This window comes from Paracoccus sanguinis (assembly GCF_900106665.1).
GTDB classification, from domain to species: domain Bacteria; phylum Pseudomonadota; class Alphaproteobacteria; order Rhodobacterales; family Rhodobacteraceae; genus Paracoccus; species Paracoccus panacisoli.
On the sequence record NZ_FNNA01000001.1, the window covers coordinates 1,163,762 to 1,180,455 of the forward strand.

The 16,694-nt window shown below is 73.3% G+C and carries 17 protein-coding genes; 2 read left to right on the plus strand and 15 right to left on the minus strand.

Going from position 1 to position 16,694, the window contains the following annotated elements; all coding sequences use genetic code 11:
* Nucleotides 1-13 precede the first annotated feature (13 nt).
* The 12 genes from BLW17_RS05690 to BLW17_RS05745 form a co-directional block, all read right to left on the minus strand.
* Nucleotides 14-346, minus strand: coding sequence for an AzlD domain-containing protein (locus BLW17_RS05690; RefSeq protein ID WP_139305941.1), 333 nt, complete (start codon nt 344-346; stop codon nt 14-16).
* Nucleotides 346-1,062, minus strand: coding sequence for an AzlC family ABC transporter permease (locus BLW17_RS05695; protein WP_052176401.1), 717 nt, complete (start codon nt 1,060-1,062; stop codon nt 346-348). The genes BLW17_RS05690 and BLW17_RS05695 overlap by 1 nt, the downstream gene beginning before the upstream one ends.
* Before the next feature lie 285 nt (nt 1,063-1,347).
* Nucleotides 1,348-1,674: a DUF1491 family protein gene (locus tag BLW17_RS05700; RefSeq protein WP_036733817.1), complete on the minus strand. Its 327-nt coding sequence runs from the start codon at nt 1,672-1,674 to the stop codon at nt 1,348-1,350.
* A gap of 3 nt (nt 1,675-1,677) precedes the next feature.
* The gene (era, locus tag BLW17_RS05705) at nt 1,678-2,622 is read right to left on the minus strand and encodes a GTPase Era (RefSeq protein ID WP_052176399.1); all 945 of its coding nucleotides are present in this window, start codon (nt 2,620-2,622) and stop codon (nt 1,678-1,680) included.
* Nucleotides 2,623-2,735: 113 nt separating this feature from the next.
* Entirely contained in the window at nt 2,736-3,434 is a 699-nt protein-coding gene (gene rnc / locus BLW17_RS05710; RefSeq protein ID WP_036702510.1) for a ribonuclease III, read from the minus strand.
* Nucleotide 3,435: 1 nt separating this feature from the next.
* Nucleotides 3,436-4,227, minus strand: coding sequence for a signal peptidase I (gene lepB / locus BLW17_RS05715; protein ID WP_036733815.1), 792 nt, complete (start codon nt 4,225-4,227; stop codon nt 3,436-3,438).
* A 212-nt stretch (nt 4,228-4,439) separates the two neighbouring features.
* Nucleotides 4,440-4,853 carry a holo-ACP synthase gene (gene acpS / locus BLW17_RS05720; protein WP_036733813.1) on the minus strand — a complete coding sequence of 138 codons (414 nt, stop codon included), beginning with the start codon at nt 4,851-4,853 and terminating at the stop codon, nt 4,440-4,442.
* A complete protein-coding gene (locus BLW17_RS05725; protein WP_036733811.1) occupies nt 4,850-5,713 on the minus strand; it encodes a hypothetical protein in 864 nt (287 codons plus the stop codon). The genes acpS and BLW17_RS05725 overlap by 4 nt, the downstream gene beginning before the upstream one ends.
* A gap of 19 nt (nt 5,714-5,732) precedes the next feature.
* Nucleotides 5,733-6,467, minus strand: a complete 735-nt coding sequence (locus tag BLW17_RS05730) for a pyridoxine 5'-phosphate synthase (protein ID WP_036709772.1) — start codon at nt 6,465-6,467, stop codon at nt 5,733-5,735.
* Between the two features lie 33 nt (nt 6,468-6,500).
* Nucleotides 6,501-7,340 carry a 4-(cytidine 5'-diphospho)-2-C-methyl-D-erythritol kinase gene (locus tag BLW17_RS05735; protein WP_244507313.1) on the minus strand — a complete coding sequence of 280 codons (840 nt, stop codon included), beginning with the start codon at nt 7,338-7,340 and terminating at the stop codon, nt 6,501-6,503.
* Nucleotides 7,337-9,412, minus strand: a complete 2,076-nt coding sequence (locus BLW17_RS05740) for a tetratricopeptide repeat protein (protein WP_244507314.1) — start codon at nt 9,410-9,412, stop codon at nt 7,337-7,339. The genes BLW17_RS05735 and BLW17_RS05740 overlap by 4 nt, the downstream gene beginning before the upstream one ends.
* A 428-nt stretch (nt 9,413-9,840) precedes the next feature.
* On the minus strand, nt 9,841-11,496 hold the full coding sequence (locus tag BLW17_RS05745) for an electron transfer flavoprotein-ubiquinone oxidoreductase (RefSeq protein WP_036736996.1): 1,656 nt from the start codon (nt 11,494-11,496) through the stop codon (nt 9,841-9,843).
* A gap of 322 nt (nt 11,497-11,818) precedes the next feature.
* On the opposite strand from BLW17_RS05745, the gene greA reads away from it, so the two are divergent.
* Nucleotides 11,819-12,289: a transcription elongation factor GreA gene (gene greA / locus BLW17_RS05750; protein WP_036702885.1), complete on the plus strand. Its 471-nt coding sequence runs from the start codon at nt 11,819-11,821 to the stop codon at nt 12,287-12,289.
* Nucleotides 12,282-13,241 carry a hypothetical protein gene (locus tag BLW17_RS05755; protein WP_081969123.1) on the plus strand — a complete coding sequence of 320 codons (960 nt, stop codon included), beginning with the start codon at nt 12,282-12,284 and terminating at the stop codon, nt 13,239-13,241. The genes greA and BLW17_RS05755 overlap by 8 nt, the downstream gene beginning before the upstream one ends.
* 22 nt (nt 13,242-13,263) lie before the next feature.
* Here BLW17_RS05755 and BLW17_RS05760 read toward each other — a convergent pair whose 3' ends face one another.
* Genes BLW17_RS05760 through BLW17_RS05770 form a run of 3 tightly spaced genes read right to left on the minus strand, consistent with a single transcriptional unit; the run spans nt 13,264 to nt 16,671 of the window.
* Nucleotides 13,264-14,412 (minus strand): ABC transporter permease, encoded by a 1,149-nt coding sequence (locus BLW17_RS05760; protein WP_052176365.1) that lies wholly within the window; start codon nt 14,410-14,412, stop codon nt 13,264-13,266.
* Entirely contained in the window at nt 14,409-15,647 is a 1,239-nt protein-coding gene (locus BLW17_RS05765; protein ID WP_052176364.1) for an ABC transporter permease, read from the minus strand. The genes BLW17_RS05760 and BLW17_RS05765 overlap by 4 nt, the downstream gene beginning before the upstream one ends.
* A 4-nt stretch (nt 15,648-15,651) precedes the next feature.
* A complete protein-coding gene (locus tag BLW17_RS05770; RefSeq protein ID WP_052176363.1) occupies nt 15,652-16,671 on the minus strand; it encodes an HlyD family secretion protein in 1,020 nt (339 codons plus the stop codon).
* Nucleotides 16,672-16,694 lie beyond the last annotated feature (23 nt).

Below are 16,694 nucleotides of genomic sequence, written 5' to 3' on the forward strand. Positions count from 1 at the left end.
GGCCGCCGCGCGGCTAGAGCCCGAGCACGAACCCCAGCGCCAGTGTCACCCCGCCGCCGACGATCGCGGCGAGGGTGTTGCGGGTCAACAGCCCCATCCCCAGCGTCACCGCGGCCGCGGCCAGCCGCGCCGGGTCCGGCGTCCCGCCGGTGGCGGGGGGCCAGATCACCTGCGGCGCGACCAGCGCCGGCAGCACCGCCACGGCGGTGTAGCGCAACACGCGCTGCGCCCACTCGGGCACCGGGCGGTTGCCGACCGCGCCGAGGAACGACCAGCGGATCAGGAACGTCCCCACGCCCAGCGTGAGGATCACCCCCCAGATCGCCGCATCCGACCAGCCCGGCATCATCGCCTCGCCTGCGGACGCGTCGGGTTGCCGGGCGGCAACGCGGCCCGCGCCCGGCGGCGGACGAGCCACGTCTCGGACAGCGCGCCCGCGGCCATGCCGAGCGGCCCGGCGACCAGCACGCCCGTGCCCGGCGGCAACCCCGTCAGCGCCAGCGCGCTGAGGATCGCCACGCCCGCGGCGATGACATGGGGCAGCGTCCGCAGCATTGGCGCGATCATGGCGAGGAACGTGATCGGCACGGCGAAATCCAGCGGCCAGTCGGCCGGGATCAGCTGGCCGGCCGTCGCGCCGACATAGGTGAACCCCACCCACGGCAGGCACAGCACCGGCGTCGCCCCGGCCAGATACGCCATCCGCTGCGCCACGCTGAGGCGCGGGTAACGCTCGAACCGCTGGATGGCGAGGCCGTAGGTCTGGTCGATGAGCACATAGGCCAGCAGCGCCCGCTGCCACGCCGGGGCCGCGCCCACGTAGGGCACCAGCGAGGCGGAATACATCGCCATCCGCAGGTTGATCGCCAGCGCCGAGGCGAGCACGACCAGCACCGCCGCGTGGTCGGTCATCAGCTGCACCGCCGAGAACTGCGAGGCCCCGGCCAGCACGAGGATCGAGAACCCCATGACCTGCGCGATGTCCAAGCCGGCGGCGGTCGCCACGACCCCGAACAGCAGCGCGAACGGCACCAGCACCAGCAGGAACGGCAGCGCCTGCATGAAGCCGTCACGGGCCGAGCGGCCGAGGCTCTGCTCATGCAGCACCGGCGCAGGCGAACGGGCGAAGGGGCGAGGCATGGGGAATCCTGGGCTGCGAAAAGCTGCCGCGGCACCATTGCCAACCCGGCCTGCCGCCGCAACCCGAGGGCGGCGCCGGATGCCTCCGGCGGGGATATTTTTGTCCAGCCCGAGGCGGGCGCGCCGCGCTCAAGGCGTCGTTCTTGCCCAGATCCCCCGGCCCGGCCGAGGCTCAGGGGCGCCTCGCTCACCCAAGGCGCGGGGTTGTCAGTCGGCGAAATCCGCGACCGCCTCGTCGTCACTCAGCTCCAGCTCGATCACCCAGAGGTCAGGGTCGGCGGCGCGGCGGCGGGCGATGGCGGCGTCGATCTCGCGCGGGGTGCCGGTGGCCTGCGCGACCCATCCGCGCTGGTCGGTGCCAAAGTCATACTCCTGTGCCCAGAGCTCCGCCTGCCCCCCCGGACGCACCACCGACACGGCAACCGCCCCGGCCGTCTCGTCCCCGCGGTGGACCACATAGGCCCCCCGCCCGGCCAGGTCGGCGCGCCTGAGCAGCGCCGCGACCCTCAGGCCGGCGGTCAGCCGCGGCTCCACCCGTCAGTCCCCGTCGCGGAAGTCGAGGCCCATCTCGCGGTAGCGCTCGGCCTCGTCGAGCCAGTTCTCGCGCAGCGCCACGCGCAGGAACAGATGCACCGGCCGGCCCATGAACTCGGCAAGCTCCTCGCGCGCGGCCCGGCTCACGGCCTTGATCGTCTCGCCGCCCTTGCCGACGACGATGCCCTTGTGGCCCTCGCGGCTCACATAGATCACCTGGTCGATGCGGGCCGAGCCGTCCTCGCGCTCCTGCCAGCTCTCGGTCTCGACGGTGAGCTGATAGGGGATTTCCTCGTGCAGGCGCAGGGTCAGCTTCTCGCGCGTCATCTCGGCGGCGATCTGGCGCATCGGCAGGTCGGCGATCTGGTCCTCGGGGTAGAGCCACGGCCCCTCGGGCAGCTCGGCGGCAAGCCAGTCCATCAGGTCGGCGGTGCCGTGGCCGCGCTCGGCCGAGATCATGAAGGTCCGCGCGAACGGATAGGCCGCGTTCAGCGCCTGCGAGAGTTCCAGCAGCTCCGGCGCCTTGACCCGGTCGATCTTGTTGATCGCCAGCGCCACCGGGGCCTGGCCCTGACGGGCCTTCAGCGCGTCGAGGATCGCCTGCACCCCGTCGGTCATGCCGCGATGCGCCTCGACCAGCAGCACGACGATGTCGGCATCCGCCGCCCCGCCCCAAGCGGCGGCGACCATCGAGCGGTCGAGCCTGCGGCGCGGACGGAAGATGCCGGGTGTGTCGACGAAGACGATCTGCGCCGGGCCGTGCAGCGCGATGCCGCGGATGCGGGCGCGGGTGGTCTGGACCTTGTGGGTGACGATCGAGACCTTGGCCCCCACCAGCCGGTTGAGCAGCGTGGACTTGCCGGCGTTCGGCTCGCCGATCAGGGCGACGAAGCCGGCGCGGGTCGGGGCGTCCGGCGTGTCTTGGGTGGTCTCGGTCGGGTCGGTCATCGGCCTCTCACGGCTGGTGTGGTGTTCATGCAGCGTTCATGCAGGGTTCATGCACAGTTCATGCGAACGGCGGGCGGATGGTTCCATCGGCCGCCCGCATGGCCGTGCCCGCCCTACGCGCCCCCGTCCAGCGCGTCGAGCATCGCCTGCGCGGCCAGCTGCTCGATGCTGCGCTTGGTGCCGGTGCCCGCGGCCTCGGCGCTGCGACCGTCGTCGAGCGTCACCGTGATGCGGAACTGCGGCGCGTGGTCGGGGCCGCTGCGGTCGGTGATCTCATAGCGCGGCGGCGTCATTCCCTTGGCCTGCGCCCATTCCTGCAGGACGGTCTTGGGGTTGTGCGAGGCCGCCTCGGCCCCCTCGATCCGGTCGCCCCAGAGGCGCAGGATCAGCGCCCGCGCGGCGTCGAACCCGGCATCGACGTAGACCGCGGCCAGCACCGCCTCCATCGCGTCGCCCAGCACCGCCTCTTTCCGGCGCCCGCCAGTCAGCATCTCGGACCGGCCGAGCTTCATCACCTCGCCCAGCCCGATCTCGCGGGCGATCTCGGCGCAGGTCTCGCCGCGCACCAGCGCGTTGAGGCGCGGGGCGAGTTGCCCCTCGGTCGCGCCGCGGTCGTGGTGGAACAGCGCCTCGGCGATGGTGAGGCCGAGCACCCGGTCGCCCAGGAACTCGAGCCGCTGGTTGTCGGGGCGGGTCGGCGACGAGAGGCTCGAGTGGGTCAGCGCGCGGATCAGCAGCGCCGGGTCGGCGAACTGGTGGCCCAGCCGCCGCTGGAAGGCGACCAGCTCGGCCGAGGGCCGCGGCCCGGCCATGTCAGTGGATGGCGCGGAAGAAGCGGTCCGCGCGCCAGGTCCAGAAATAGAGCAGCGACGACCCCGCCGACGAGAACATCACCCGGTCGGCGCGGCCGATGAGATACTCGGCCGGCACGAAGCCCAGCCCCCCGGCGATGGCCGGCACGCGGCTGTCCTCGGAGTTGTCGCGGTTGTCACCCATGAAGAAATAGTTGCCGGCCGGCACCGTGAACACCGGCGTGTCGTCGAGCGGCCAGCCGTCGAGGATGTTCAGCACGTCATGGGCCACGCCATTGGGCAGCGTCTCGGTGAAGCGCTGCTTCTCGCAGGCCCCGCCCTCGGGCACCGGCTCGTTCCAGCAGCGCGGCAGCGTGCGCCCCGGCCCCTGCGGCAGCTTCGGTTCGCTGAACACGCCGTTCGGGGTCTGCGGCAGCGGCTGGCCGTTCAGGATCACCTGCCCGCCCGCAAGCTGCACCGTGTCGCCCGGCAGGCCGATCACCCGCTTGACGAAATCCACCCCGCGGGTCGGGTGGCGGAACACCACCACGTCACCGCGCTCGGGCGCGCGCTCGAGGATGCGGCCCGTGATCGGGCAGAGCGAGAACGGGCAGGAGTGGCGCGAATAGCCGTAGGCCATCTTGTTGACGAACAGGAAGTCGCCGATCAGCAGCGTGTCCTTCATCGAGCCCGAGGGGATCCAGAAGGGCTGGAAGAACAGCGTCCGGAAGACCCCGGCGATCACCAGCGCCCAGAATACGGTCTTGACCGTTTCCCAGATGCCGCCCTGTTCCTTGGCCGTGCTGCGCGCCATGTGTGCCCCGTGTCGCTGTCATGGATGCCCGCGACAGGCGCGGGATTGTGGTGCGGGTTCTTGGGCAGGCAAGGCGGCGGAAGTCAAGCGGTGCGGGGCCTGAGCGCCCCGTCTGGCCCCGCGCGCCGCCCCTCGGGCTGGACCCAAATATCCCCGCCGGAGGCAGCCGGCCGCACCACCCGCGCCAACGTCAGCCGCGGGGCGCTGCGCGCTCAGCCCGCGGACGTCGCGGCTGGCAGCGCCTCGATCACCACGAAGGCCTGCGCCCAGGGGTGATCGTCGGTCAGCGTCACATGAACCACCGCGCGATGCCCCGGCGGGGTCATCGCCGCGAGCCGCTCGGCCGCCCAACCGGTCAGCGTCATCGTCGGCTGGCCCGAGCGCAGGTTCGTTACCGCCATGTCGCGCCAGGCGATGCCCATGGCGAGCCCGGTGCCGAGCGCCTTCGAGCACGCCTCCTTCGCCGCCCAGCGCTTGGCCAGCGTCGCGGCCTCATGCGGGCGGCGGGCGGCGCGGGCGAGTTCGGTCTCGGTGAACACCCGCTGGCGGAAGCGGTCGCCATGCCGGTCGAGCACCGCGGCGATGCGGTCGATGTTGCAGAGGTCGGTGCCGATTCCGAGGATCATGGTGCTGCGCCCGTGGCCGAAGGGGTGTCCGGGCCAGAAAGAAGCCCCTCGGGGGGCAATGGCGGCGCGGCGGCGGCATCCTCGCCGAAGGCCTGGTCCCAGAGCCCGCCGAGCCAGCCGGCGCCGCGCCCATAGGCGGCCGCCGACAGGTCCGGCAGATCGTCGTAAAGCCCCTGCGCCCCGGCCCAGACCGCGCCGGGGCTGGCGCGGACCTTCTCCCACAGCTCGGCGCGGGTCGGCACCTCCATCCCGCAGACCTCGTCCTCGCGCACCGGGTCGTCGGGGTTGAAGGCCGCGTCGAGCGCCCGCATCTCGCCCATCATCGCGCAGGCGTCGGCGAGCTCCCACGCGGTCGCCGCGGCGATCACGCCGATGCCGATCACCGGCGGCGCCTCGCCCGCCATGCTGGCCACGTTGCGGGTGGTGGCGATGGCGGTGCGGCGCGAGACGCGGGTGGCGGTGTCCTTGACCGCCTCGCGCGCGGCCATGCGGCTGCCGCGATAGGTGACGGGCGCGTCGGCGAGTTCGCGCGCTAGGCGCGCGTTGGCGGCGCGGCTGTCGGCCAGCTCGCGGGCGAGGTTGTCCGCGCGCCCCGTCGCCGCCCGCCGCTCGGCCGCCTCGGTGGCGGCGCGGGCCTGGACCCGCGCCAGGTCGTCGGACTGCCGCGTGGCGAGGGATCGCAGGCCGGTCACCCCCTCGACCACCCCCGCGACGGCGGAAAACACCGCCGGCACCATCGTCATGGCGACGCTGAGCGCCAGCGAGCCGGCCATGACCAGCATCATCAGCACCGACCAGATTCCGCCCAGCGCGGCGACGGTCAGGCGCAGGGCGTGACCGATCCGGCGCAACAGGCTCATGGCGCGGGCACCGCGAGGGTCATCCCCGCGCGGCGTCCATCCGCCGGCGCATCTCCTCGATGGCGGGGCCGAGGCCGGTGAAGATCGACTCGGCGATCAGGAAATGGCCGATGTTCAGCTCGGCAAGTTCCGGGATCGCGGCGATGGGGCCGACGGTGTCGAAGGTCAGGCCGTGGCCCGCGTGGACCTCGAGCCCCAGCGACGCGGCGAGGCGCGCGCCCTCGGCCAGCCCGGCCAGCTCGGCGTCGCGCAGGTCGTGGCGGCCCTCGGTGTCGTAGTCGCAATAGGCGCCGGTGTGTAGCTCGACCACGGCGGCGCCGATGCGGGCGGCGGCCTCGATCTGGCGCGGGTCGTGGCCGATGAAGAGCGAGACGCGCGCCCCCGCCGCGCGCAGGGGCGCGATGTAGTCGGCCAGCCGCGCGGCGTCGGCGGCCACGTCCAGCCCGCCCTCGGTGGTCCGCTCTTCGCGCTTTTCGGGGACGAGGCAGACGGCGTGGGGGCGGTGGCGCAGCGCGATGGCCTGCATTTCGGGCGTGGCCGCCATCTCGAGGTTCAGCGGCACGCTGAGCGCATCGGCCAGCCGGGCGATGTCGTCGTCCGAGATGTGGCGCCGATCCTCGCGCAGGTGGGCGGTGATGCCGTCGGCGCCGGCGGCCTCGGCCAGCAGCGCGGCGCGCAGCGGGTCGGGCCAGGGGGTGCCGCGGGCGTTCCTGACGGTGGCCACATGGTCGATATTGACGCCCAGTCGCAGCATGGCGGTCCCCCCGGCTTGGTCGTGCGGGGCAGGTTAGCCGCGGGGCGCGGCGGGGGGTAGCCCCGCGATGCTGCGCGTGGCCTCGACCCACCAGCCGGGGCGGGCGGCGGCGATGGCCGTGGCGGCGGCGCGGGCGGCGGGGGCGTCGGGAAAGAGGCCAAAGCAGGTCGCGCCGGACCCCGACATCCGGGCGATCTGCGCGCCTTGGGCGGCGAGCGCCGCGAGGGTGTCGCCGATCACCGGCGCTAGGCGCAGGGCCGGCGACTCGAGGTCGTTGCGGGTCGCCGTGAGCCAGCGCGGCCAGTCACCGTCGGCGGGGAACGGGGGCAGGCCGGGGTTCTCGCGGCGGGTGAGGGCGGCGAAGACCGCGGGCGTGGGCACCTCGACCCGCGGGTTGACCAGCACGAGGTGCAGCGTCGGCAGGGTGACGGGGGTCAGGATCTCGCCCACCCCCTGCATCCGCAGGCTGCGGCTCATCAGGCAGGCGGGCAGGTCGGCACCCAGCGCCTCGGGGCGGTCGGGCGTACGGCCGAGCGCGCGCAGCACGGCGGCGGCGTCGGCGGTGCCGCCGCCGATCCCCGATGCCGGCGGCAGGCGCTTGTCGAGGGTGATCGCCGCCTCGGCCCCCACGGCGCGGGCGGCGCGCAGGCACAGGTTGTCGTCGCCGGGCGGAACGGCGTCGGCGAAAGGCCCGGTGAGGGTCAGCGACAGCGGCCCGGGGGAAAGGCTCACGCGATCGCCCAGCTCGGTGAAGACGACCAGCGAATCGAGCAGGTGATAGCCGTCCGTGCGCCGCCCGGTGACGTGCAGCGCGAGGTTGATCTTGGCCGGCGCGGCTTCGCGCACGACCGCGGCCCGGTCGGCAGAGGTCACGGGCGCGGCGGCACCGGCTCGCCGTCGTCGGCGCCGGGCGGGGCCGGGGTGTCGGGCTCGGGCGCGGTGTCCACGGGCGCCACATCCGCCGGCGCGGCGGCGGGCTCGGGCGCCGCTTCAGGCGCCGGCTCGGGCTGGCCCCAGCCCTCGGGCAGCTTGCCGCCGTTGGCCTTTTCCGCCGCCAGCACCTCGTCCAGCCCGCGCTCGAGCTTGGCGCGGACGCGGTTCAGGTCGGTGTCGGTGTCGGCGGGCTTCCACAGGCTCAGCGCCCGCTTCCACTGGATCTCGGCCTCGCGCTTGCGGCCGACCATCCAGTAAATGTCGCCCATGTGGTCGTTCACGAGGCTGTCGTCGGACATCGCCGAAACCGCCTTCTCCATCGGCTCGACCGCATCCTGATAGCGGCCCAGCCGGTAATAGGCCCAGGCCAGCGAATCGAGGATGTAGCCGTCGTCCGGGCGCAGCGCGACGGCCTTCTTGATGAGGTCCAGCCCCTCGTCCAGCCGCACGTTCCGGTCCACCCAGCTGTAGCCGAGATAGTTGAGGATCGGCGCCTGCTCGGGCTGCAGCTTCAGCGCCGCCTGGAAATCCGCGTCGGCGCGGTCGAACTGGCCCGAGCGTTCCAGCGCGATGCCGCGGGCGTAGAGCGCGAACCAGCTTGCCTGCGGGTCGGTCTCTTTCGCCAGCAGCTCGAGCGCCCGGTCGTAGACCGGCACCGCCTCGGCGAACTTGTCCTGCTGGCGCAGCAGGTCGCCCAGCGCCACCCAGGCCGAGGGCAGCTCGGGCCAGGTCTCGGTCAGGGCGCGGGCGGCGGCCTCGGCATCCGCGCGGCGGTCTGCGCGGGCGAGCGCGTCGATCCGCGCCAGCTCGGCCGCGGGGCGCAGGTCGCCCTTGGCGCGCAGGCCCTCGAACTCGGTCTCGGCCAGGTCGAACTGCCCGGCGCTCTGCAGCAGCTGGGCGACCAGCAGCTGCGCCTCAGCCATGTCTGGGGCGAGGTACTGGCCGATCCGGGCGTAGATCAGCGCCAGCGGGTCGGTGTCCTCGCCGCCCATGAGCGCGCCGCCGAAGGTGACGAAGACCTGCGCGAGGCCCTCGGCCGGGCTCTTGATCACGTCGAAGGGCAGCTTCTCGCCCGCCGCCAGCCGGTCGCGCAGCAGCTTGAGCGCCGGCTCGGACTCGAGCGCGTCGAGATCGTCGAGCAGCTTGACCGCGTCGGCATTGCGCTCGAGCTGCGAGAGCACCTGCACGCGGGCGACGATGCCCATCAGGTGCCCGGCGCTCTCGGGATCGGCGAGCGCGGCCTCGGCGCCCTCGTAATCGCCGACGCTGGCCTTGGCGAGCGCGAGCTGGAAGCGCGCGATGCCCGCCGCGCCACGCTGACGCTCGAGCTTCTGGAAGGTGGCGAACGCGTCCGAGGCGCGGCCGTCGCCCATTTCGGCCCAGGCGCGGGTCATGCCGTCCATCAGCGGCCCGGCCCCGCCGGGGGTCGAGGGCATCTTGTCGAGCATCGCCAGCACGCCCGCCCAGTCGCCCTTGCGGGCCAGCGCGGCGCGGGTGACGAGCCCGGCCAGCTCGGTCGTGCGGCCGCCGTCGACGAGGCCCTGCGCCATGGTCGCGGCGTCGTCCATCTGCCCGGCCGAGACCATCGAGACGAGCGCCCCGTCCTGCAGGAAGAGGTCGGTGCGGTCATGGGCGACGGCGGCGCGGAAGTAATCGGCGGCGACGGCGAAATCGTTGCGCGAGGCGGCGAGGCGGGCGGCGAGATAGGGGCCGGCGCGGCCGGGGATCGGCTGGATGCGGGTGGTATGGCCCGAGGGCGGCACCGGCGCGTCGCTGATGAGCTGCGCCTGCCGGGGGGTGGCGTCAGAGGCGGGGGTGGCGTCAGAGGCCGGGGCGGCGGGGTCCGCGGTCTGGCCGGGGACGGCGACGGGGGCGGCCTGCGCCACGCGCACGGCGGCGGGCTGCGCCGGGCCGGCGGGGGTCGAGAGGTCCAGCGTCAGCGCGGCGACGGCGGTGGCCGAAACTCCGGCGGCGGCGGCGAGGATCAGGATCGGCTTCATCGCAGGCTTCATCGCAGCGGGGGCCCCGGTTGTCGGTGTCATGCCGCCGGACCCTAGCCGCTGGCGCAGGCGGCGGCAACGCCGCCGGGCGCCCCGGTCCCCGGCGGGCGGTCACGGTCCGGGGAGGTCGCCGGGTACTTGGGCCAGAGAGACACGGTAGAGGTGGGGCGCAGGATCCCGCGCGGCGTTGGGGGGTACCCGCAGGGTGAGGCAAGCTGTGGGGATTGGAGCGGCCGCGACAGGCGCTTGGCCCGACGCAACCGCAGCGGTGAACAAGGCGCGGCCCGACGCCCATCGCGCGCCTCACGCGCCGCCCTCACGACCCGCAAACGGGACGGGGCGGCCCGCAGACCGCCCCTCCTCATTCTTTCTTGCTGAAATATCCCGGGGTCCGGGGCAGAGCCCCGGTCCGGCGGCGCCGTCACGCGCCGCCCCCGAAATCACATGTTCGGATAGTTCGGGCCGTCGCCGCCCTGCGGGGTCGTCCAGACGATGTTCTGGCTCGGGTCCTTGATGTCGCAGGTCTTGCAGTGGACGCAGTTCTGGAAGTTGATGACGAAGCGCGCGCCCTCGGGGACGCTCGCGTCCTCGACCACCTCATACACCCCGGCCGGGCAGTAGCGCTGCGCGGGTTCGGCGTATTCGGGCAGGTTGACCCGGATCGGCACCGAGGGGTCCTTGAGCTTCAGGTGCGAGGGCTGGCTTTCCTCGTGGTTGGTGAAGCTGAAGGCGACGTTGGTCAGCCGGTCGAAGCTCAGCTTGCCGTCCGGGCGGGGGTAGTCGATGGGCTTGTACTTCGCGGCCTTGCCGGTGGCGGCGGCGTCGGACTTGCCGTGCTTCCACGTCCCCAGGATGTTGCGGTTGAAGAGGTTGGCGAACCACATGTCCGCCCCGCCCAGCATCAGCGAGCCGATCATGCCGGTGCGCGACCAGCTCGGCTTGACGTTGCGGACCCGCTTGAGGTCGCGGGCGATCGGGCCCGAGCGCAGGTCGCTCTCGTACTCGGTCATCTCGTCGCCCTCGCGGCCGGCGGCGATGGCCGCAGCCGCCGCCTCGGCCGCCGCGATCCCCGACAGCATCGCGTTGTGGTTGCCCTTGATCCGCGGCACGTTCACCAGCCCCGCCGAGCAGCCGAGCAGGATCGCCCCCGGCACCGTCAGCTTCGGGATCGACTGCCAGCCGCCCTCGCTGATCGCCCGGGCGCCGTAGGCCACGCGCTTGCCGCCCTCGAGCAGCTCGGCCACCATCGGGTGGTGCTTGAAGCGCTGGAACTCGGCGTAGGGGTAGAGATAGGGGTTGGCGTAGTTCAGGTGCACCACGAAGCCGATGAACACCTGGTTGTTCTCGGCGTGATAGATGAAGGACCCGCCGCCGGCGGCCTTGCCCAAGGGCCAGCCCATGGTGTGGACGACCGTCCCCTCCTTGTGCTTGGCGGGGTCGATCTCCCAGATTTCCTTCATGCCGATGCCGAACTTCTGCGGCTCGTGGCCCTCGGACAGGCCGTAGTTCTCGATCAGCTGCTTGGCGAGGCTGCCGCGCACGCCCTCGGCGATGAAGACGTACTTGCCGCGCAGCTCCATCCCCGGCTCGTAGGAGGGGCCGGGCGAGCCGTCCGGCTCCTTGCCCATCTCGCCCGCGACCACGCCGGCGACGCGGTTGCCGTCCATGACCAACTCGGACGCCGCCATGCCGGGGAAGATCTCGACCCCCAGCGCCTCGGCCTGCTCGGCCAGCCAGCGGCAGACGTTACCCATCGAGACGATGTAGTTGCCGTGGTTCGACATCAGCCGCGGCATCGGCCAGTTGGGGATGCGGAACTGCCCGCCCTCGCCCAGCACCACGAACTTGTCGGTGTGGACCTCGGTCTTGACCGGGGCGCCCTTTTCCTTCCAGTCGGGGATCAGCGCGGTCAGCCCCGAGGGGTCCAGCACCGCGCCCGAGAGGATGTGGGCGCCGACCTCCGAGCCCTTTTCCAGCACCACCACGTTCAGCTCGGGCTCGATCTGCTTGAGCCGGATCGCGGCCGACAGACCCGCGGGTCCGGCCCCGACGATCACCACGTCGTATTCCATCGATTCGCGTTCGATTGCGGACATGGCGTCTCCCCTTCGGCCTGGCTGCTTGCGCGGTCGCCCTGTGACATATGCGGTAACCGGCCGCGAAACAATCGTGACGCGGTGTGCGGGTCGCACGCAATTCCCTGTCGCGCGGCTGTGTCGCAGGGCGGGGGCGCGGGCGGGGGGAAGAACGGCGGCGCGCACGGGTGCACCGGGACGGCGGCGGGGGGCCGCGCACGGCGGCGGGGCCGCTTGCGTCACGCGCCCGGCTGCGCCACGATGCGCGCGAACCAGACGCCCCCTGCGTGACCGCCGGGGGCGTTTTGACACGGCTGGCGCCCGTCGGGCGCATGGGGACGAGATGGAAAAGATACCGATGACGCGGGCGGGCCACGCCCAGCTGGACGAGGAACTGCGCGAGCTGAAGGCCGTCGAGCGCCCGGCGGTGATCCGGGCCATCGCCGAGGCGCGCGAGCATGGCGATCTGAGCGAGAACGCCGAATACCACGCCGCGCGCGAGAAGCAGTCGTTCATCGAGGGCCGCATCAAGGAGCTTGAGATGATCATCTCGCGGGCCGAGGTGATCGACACCTCGAAGCTCTCGGGCAGTGTCAAGTTCGGTGCCCGCGTGACCGTGGTGGACGAGGACACCGACGAGGAGAAGAGCTTCCAGCTGGTGGGCGAGCAGGAGGCCGACCTCGAGCGCGGGCTGTTGAACGTGCGTTCGCCGCTGGCGCGTGCGCTGATCGGCAAGGACGAGGGCGACAGCGTCGAGGTCACGACCCCCGGCGGGCAGAAATCCTACGAGATCCTGTCGATCCGCTATGAATGAGCTGATCGGCCGGCTGCAGGCCGAGCTGCGCGGGTGGCGGACCGGGACCGGGCACGACGCGGGCGACCGCGCGGTGCTGGTCGGGGCGGTCGTCTCGGCGCTGTGGCTGGTGCTGGTGCTGCTGTTCTGGGCGCTGGGGCCGTCGGATGCGCCGCAGCCGGGCGGGCTGGCGCGGCTCGCCGCAGCGGTGGCGGTGATCCTGCCGCTGGTGCTGGTGTGGATCGCCGTGGGCCTCGCCCGCGCCATCGCCGAGCTGCGGGCCGAGGCGGTGCTGCTGCGCACCCGGATGGAGGCCCTGCGCCCCGCCGAGCGCGCCGCGGCCGAGCGTGACGCCCGCCTGCCCGAGGCCCCCGGCCGGGCCGCGACCGCGGCGCTGCGCCCTGCCCCGGCGCGGGCGGCCGCCGCCCGCCCGGCCGAGCCGCGCACGAACGAGCGCCAGCCCGACCTGCCGCTCGACCAGCCGCCGCCGGTGAGGCTTGCGCCCGCCGACCTCGTCGCGGCGCTGAACTTTCCCGACGGGCCCGACGACCACGCCGCCATCGCCGCGCTGCGCACCGCGCTCGGCGACCCCGACACCGCGCGCGGCATCCGGGCCGCGCAGGACGTGGTGACGCTGCTGGCCAAGCACGGGCTCTACATGGACGACCTCGCCCCCATCGACGCGGACGCGCCGGGCTGGGGGGCGGGGTGGCGGCGGTTCCTCGACGGGCAGCGCGCCGGCACGCAGGGGCTGGCGGGGATCGAGGACGCCGACGCGCTTGCCATCGCCACGGCGCTGATGCGCAGCGACGAGGTGTTCCGCGACGCGGCCCACCACTTCCTGCGCCAGTTCGACCGCATCCTGACCCGCGCCGCGCCGGGGATGGACGACCGCACGCTCGGGGCGGCGGCCGACACCCGCTCGGGGCGGGCGTTCCGGCTGCTCGCGCAGGTCACGGGGATGTTCGGCTGACGCGCCGCGCGCCGCGACGCCCTCAGCCGTCGGCGACGGTCCGGGGCGGCACGGTTGGCGCGAGCATGTGCCGGGCGGCGAGCGTCAGCGCCCCGTAGACCCCGGCCAGCACCCACAGGTGCCGCACGGCCGGGGCAATGTCGGCCCAGCTGCCACCCATCGCGGCCAGCCGGGTGTAGCCCTCGATCATCGGCACCGCGGGGATCGCGCCGGCGGCCATCTGCAACGGCGCCGGGATCGCCTCGATCGGCCACGAAAAGCCGGACAGAAAGAACAGCGGCAGGCCCATCGCCAGCAGCACCGGCTGAACCAGTTCCGCCCGCCTGAGCACCGCGGCGACCATCTGCGCCAGCATCCCGGTGGCCAGCACGAACGGCAGCCCCAGCGCCGCGAGCAACCGCAGGTCGCCGAGCCACGGCAGGCCGTAGACCTGCGGCAGCGCCACGAGGAACAGCGGCAGGAGCCCCGCGTAAAGGAGCAGCCAGACCGCCGCCTGCCCGAGCAGATCCTCGGCCGGCAGGCGCGGCGAGCGCGGGCGCCGCACCGCCACAAGCGCCAGCCCCATGACCTGCGTCTGGTGCAGGATCAGCACCAGCGCCGCGGGCAGGATGTAGGTAGCATAGCCGCCCGAGGGGTTGAACAGCGGCACCTCGACCAGCTGCGTCGGGTTGGCCATCGCCAGCGCCTGCTCGGCCCCGAGCTGCTGGCCGGCCATCAGCCGCCCGGCGGCGATGCGGGCGCCGATCTGGCGGACCGGGACGGCGATGCCGGTCAGCACCTTCTGGTAGACGAGGAAATAGCTCGCGTCGCCATAGACGGCGATGGGGCTGGGTCGGCCAGCGAGCAGCGCGCGCTCGAAATCCTGCGGGATCACGACGATGCCGTAGGCCTCGCGCCGGTGGACGAGCGCGGTGGCGGCGGCCATGTCGGGGACGTGGGCGGCGATGCGCACCGATTCGGCGGCATCGACGGCGCGCATAAGCTCGCGCGCCGTCTCGCCCCCGTCGAGGTCCACGGCCACCACCGGCACGTCGCGCAGCAGCTCGGTCTTGTAGGGGGCCGGGTAGATCACCCCGTAGATCGCCAGCGCGAGGATCAGGATCATGGCGATCTGCGGGTCGCGGAAGATCCCCGCGAGTTCCGCCCGGAAGCCGCCTGCGATGCCCCTCATGCCCGGCCCTCCGGCGTCGCGGCGGCGGCGGGCACCGGGGCGGGGCCGGGCGGCGCCGCCGCGGCGGCCGCGGCCCGGCGGCCGAGCACGCCCATCCGCGCGACGAGCCCTGCGGCCAGCACCGCCACGATGGCGAGCAGCGCCAGAAGCGGCGTCAGCGCCAGCTCGACCGGGGTGGCGCGCAGGGTCTGGTCGATGCGCAGTTCCAGATACCAGGTGCCGGGCAGCACGCTGCTCCAGACCTGGGCGAAGGGGGGCATGGCGTCACGCGGAAAGCCGATGCCCATGTAGCCGAAGGCCGGGGCCATCACCATCGCCACGAAGCTGATCGCCGAGCCGAAGTCGCGGGCGAGCGAAAAGGCCACCGCCCCGAAGAGCAGCGCCGACAGGATGAAGAGCGCCGTCCCCGCCGCAAGGATCGCCACCGATCCGCGCAGCGGCACCCCGAGGATGCCGAAGAGCACGAGGTCGGCCAGCGCGATGACGGTGCCGAAGATCAGCGCATAGGGGATCAGCTTGCCCAGCATCACCGGCACCACCCCGCCCCCGGCGGCCAGCAGCGCCGGAAAGGGCGAGGGCGCGTCGGGCGACGGCCGGGCGAAGTCGAGCGCAAGGGCGAAGGTCACGGCGGCGGCGGCCATGATCTGCACCAGCGCCGGGACCAGCGCCGAGAGCAGGAAGTCGATGTAGCTGAAGGCGGGGTTGAAGAGCGGGTGGATCTGGATCGGGATCGGCTGGACCAGCGCCGCCACGGCGTGCGGCGCGGCGCCCTGCGCCCTGAGCATCCCCATCTGCGCCCCGGCGGTGAAGCCGTTGATCGCGCTGCGCGCCCCGCGCGCGGCGACGGCGCCCGCGGTCATGTGCTGGTTGTCGTAGAACAGCACCACCTCGGGGCGGCGGCGGTCGAGCAGGTCACGCTCGAACTCGGCCGGGATGAGGACCGTGGCCCGCGCCTCGCCGCGCCGGATCGCGTCGCTCGCCTCGGCCAGCCCCAGCGCCGGGCGGGTGACCAGCTCGGGCGTCGCGTCGAGCAGCCGCGAGAGGCTGCGGCTCGTCTCGGTCCGGTCGAGGTCCACGACGGCGACCGGCAGCCCGGTGGGCGTGCCCTGCAGGAACACTGCGGCCAGCAGCGCCAGCAGCACCAGCGGCAGGATCGTGGTCAGCAGCGCCAGCGCCGGGTGCCGGGCGATGAGCGTCAGCTCGCGCCGGGCCACGAAGGCGATGCCGCGCAGCATCGCCTTACAGCCCGTGCGCGAGCAGCGCCGACATCCCCGGTCTCAGCCCCGGCACCGGCTGCACCGGCGTGGCCCGCAGCTCGAAGCTGCGCAGGTCGAAGTCGCCGGTCGCCCGCGTCGCCCGCCAGCTGGCAAAGTCGCCCTGCACGTTGATCAGCGTGACCTTGGCCTCGACCGTCGTGTCGAGCGCAGGGATGGTGACGTTGAGCGTGTCGCCGACCGCGACCCCGTGCAGCTGATCCTCGCGGATGTTGAAGGTGAACCAGGCGTTGGCGGGCTGGACGAGGGTGAAGAGCGGCGCGCCGGGGCCGATGTTCTCGCCGATCTCGATCATCCGGCCGGTGATCTCGCCGTCCATCGGCGCGATCACCTCGAGGTCGTTGAGGTTGGCCTGCTGCTGGGCGAGCGCCGCCTCGGCCTGCGCGGCCTGCGCTTCGGCTGCGGCGCGCTGTTCGGGGGTGGCGCCGGCGCGCACGAGGTCGAGCTGCGCCTCGGCGGCGTCCAACTGCCGCTCGGCCGCCTCGAGGTTGCGGGTGCTCTGCTCGACCACCGCCTGCGAGCGCACGCCGCGGCTTTCGAGCGCGGTGTTGCGGGCGTAGGCCTCGCGCGCGAGCGCCACGTCGGCCTTGGCGGCGGCGACCTGCGCCTCGGCGGCGCGGACGTTCTCAGGGCGGACGACGGCGACGGCGGCGGCGTTGTTCTTGGCCGCCTGCAGCGCCGCCTCGGCCTGGCCATAGGCGGTGAGAAGCTGCGGGTTCTCGAGCCGGACGAGGCGCAGGCCCTTGGTCACCCGGTCGCCGGTGTCGGCGCCGATCTCGACCACCCGGCCCGAGGTGCGGGCGCTGACATCGACGCGCGGCGCCGCGACCTCGCCCTGGATCACCACCGGGCCGGGGCGGGTCAGTGACCAGACGCCATAGCCCGCCGCGGCGACGAGCAGGACGAGCACGAGGTAGAAGAGCCGCGACCGGCGCCGGTCGGCGGCGGGGGTGTAGGCTTCGGGGGTCTGGGTGGTGTCGCTCATCAATCTGCCCGCCTCGGTGCTGC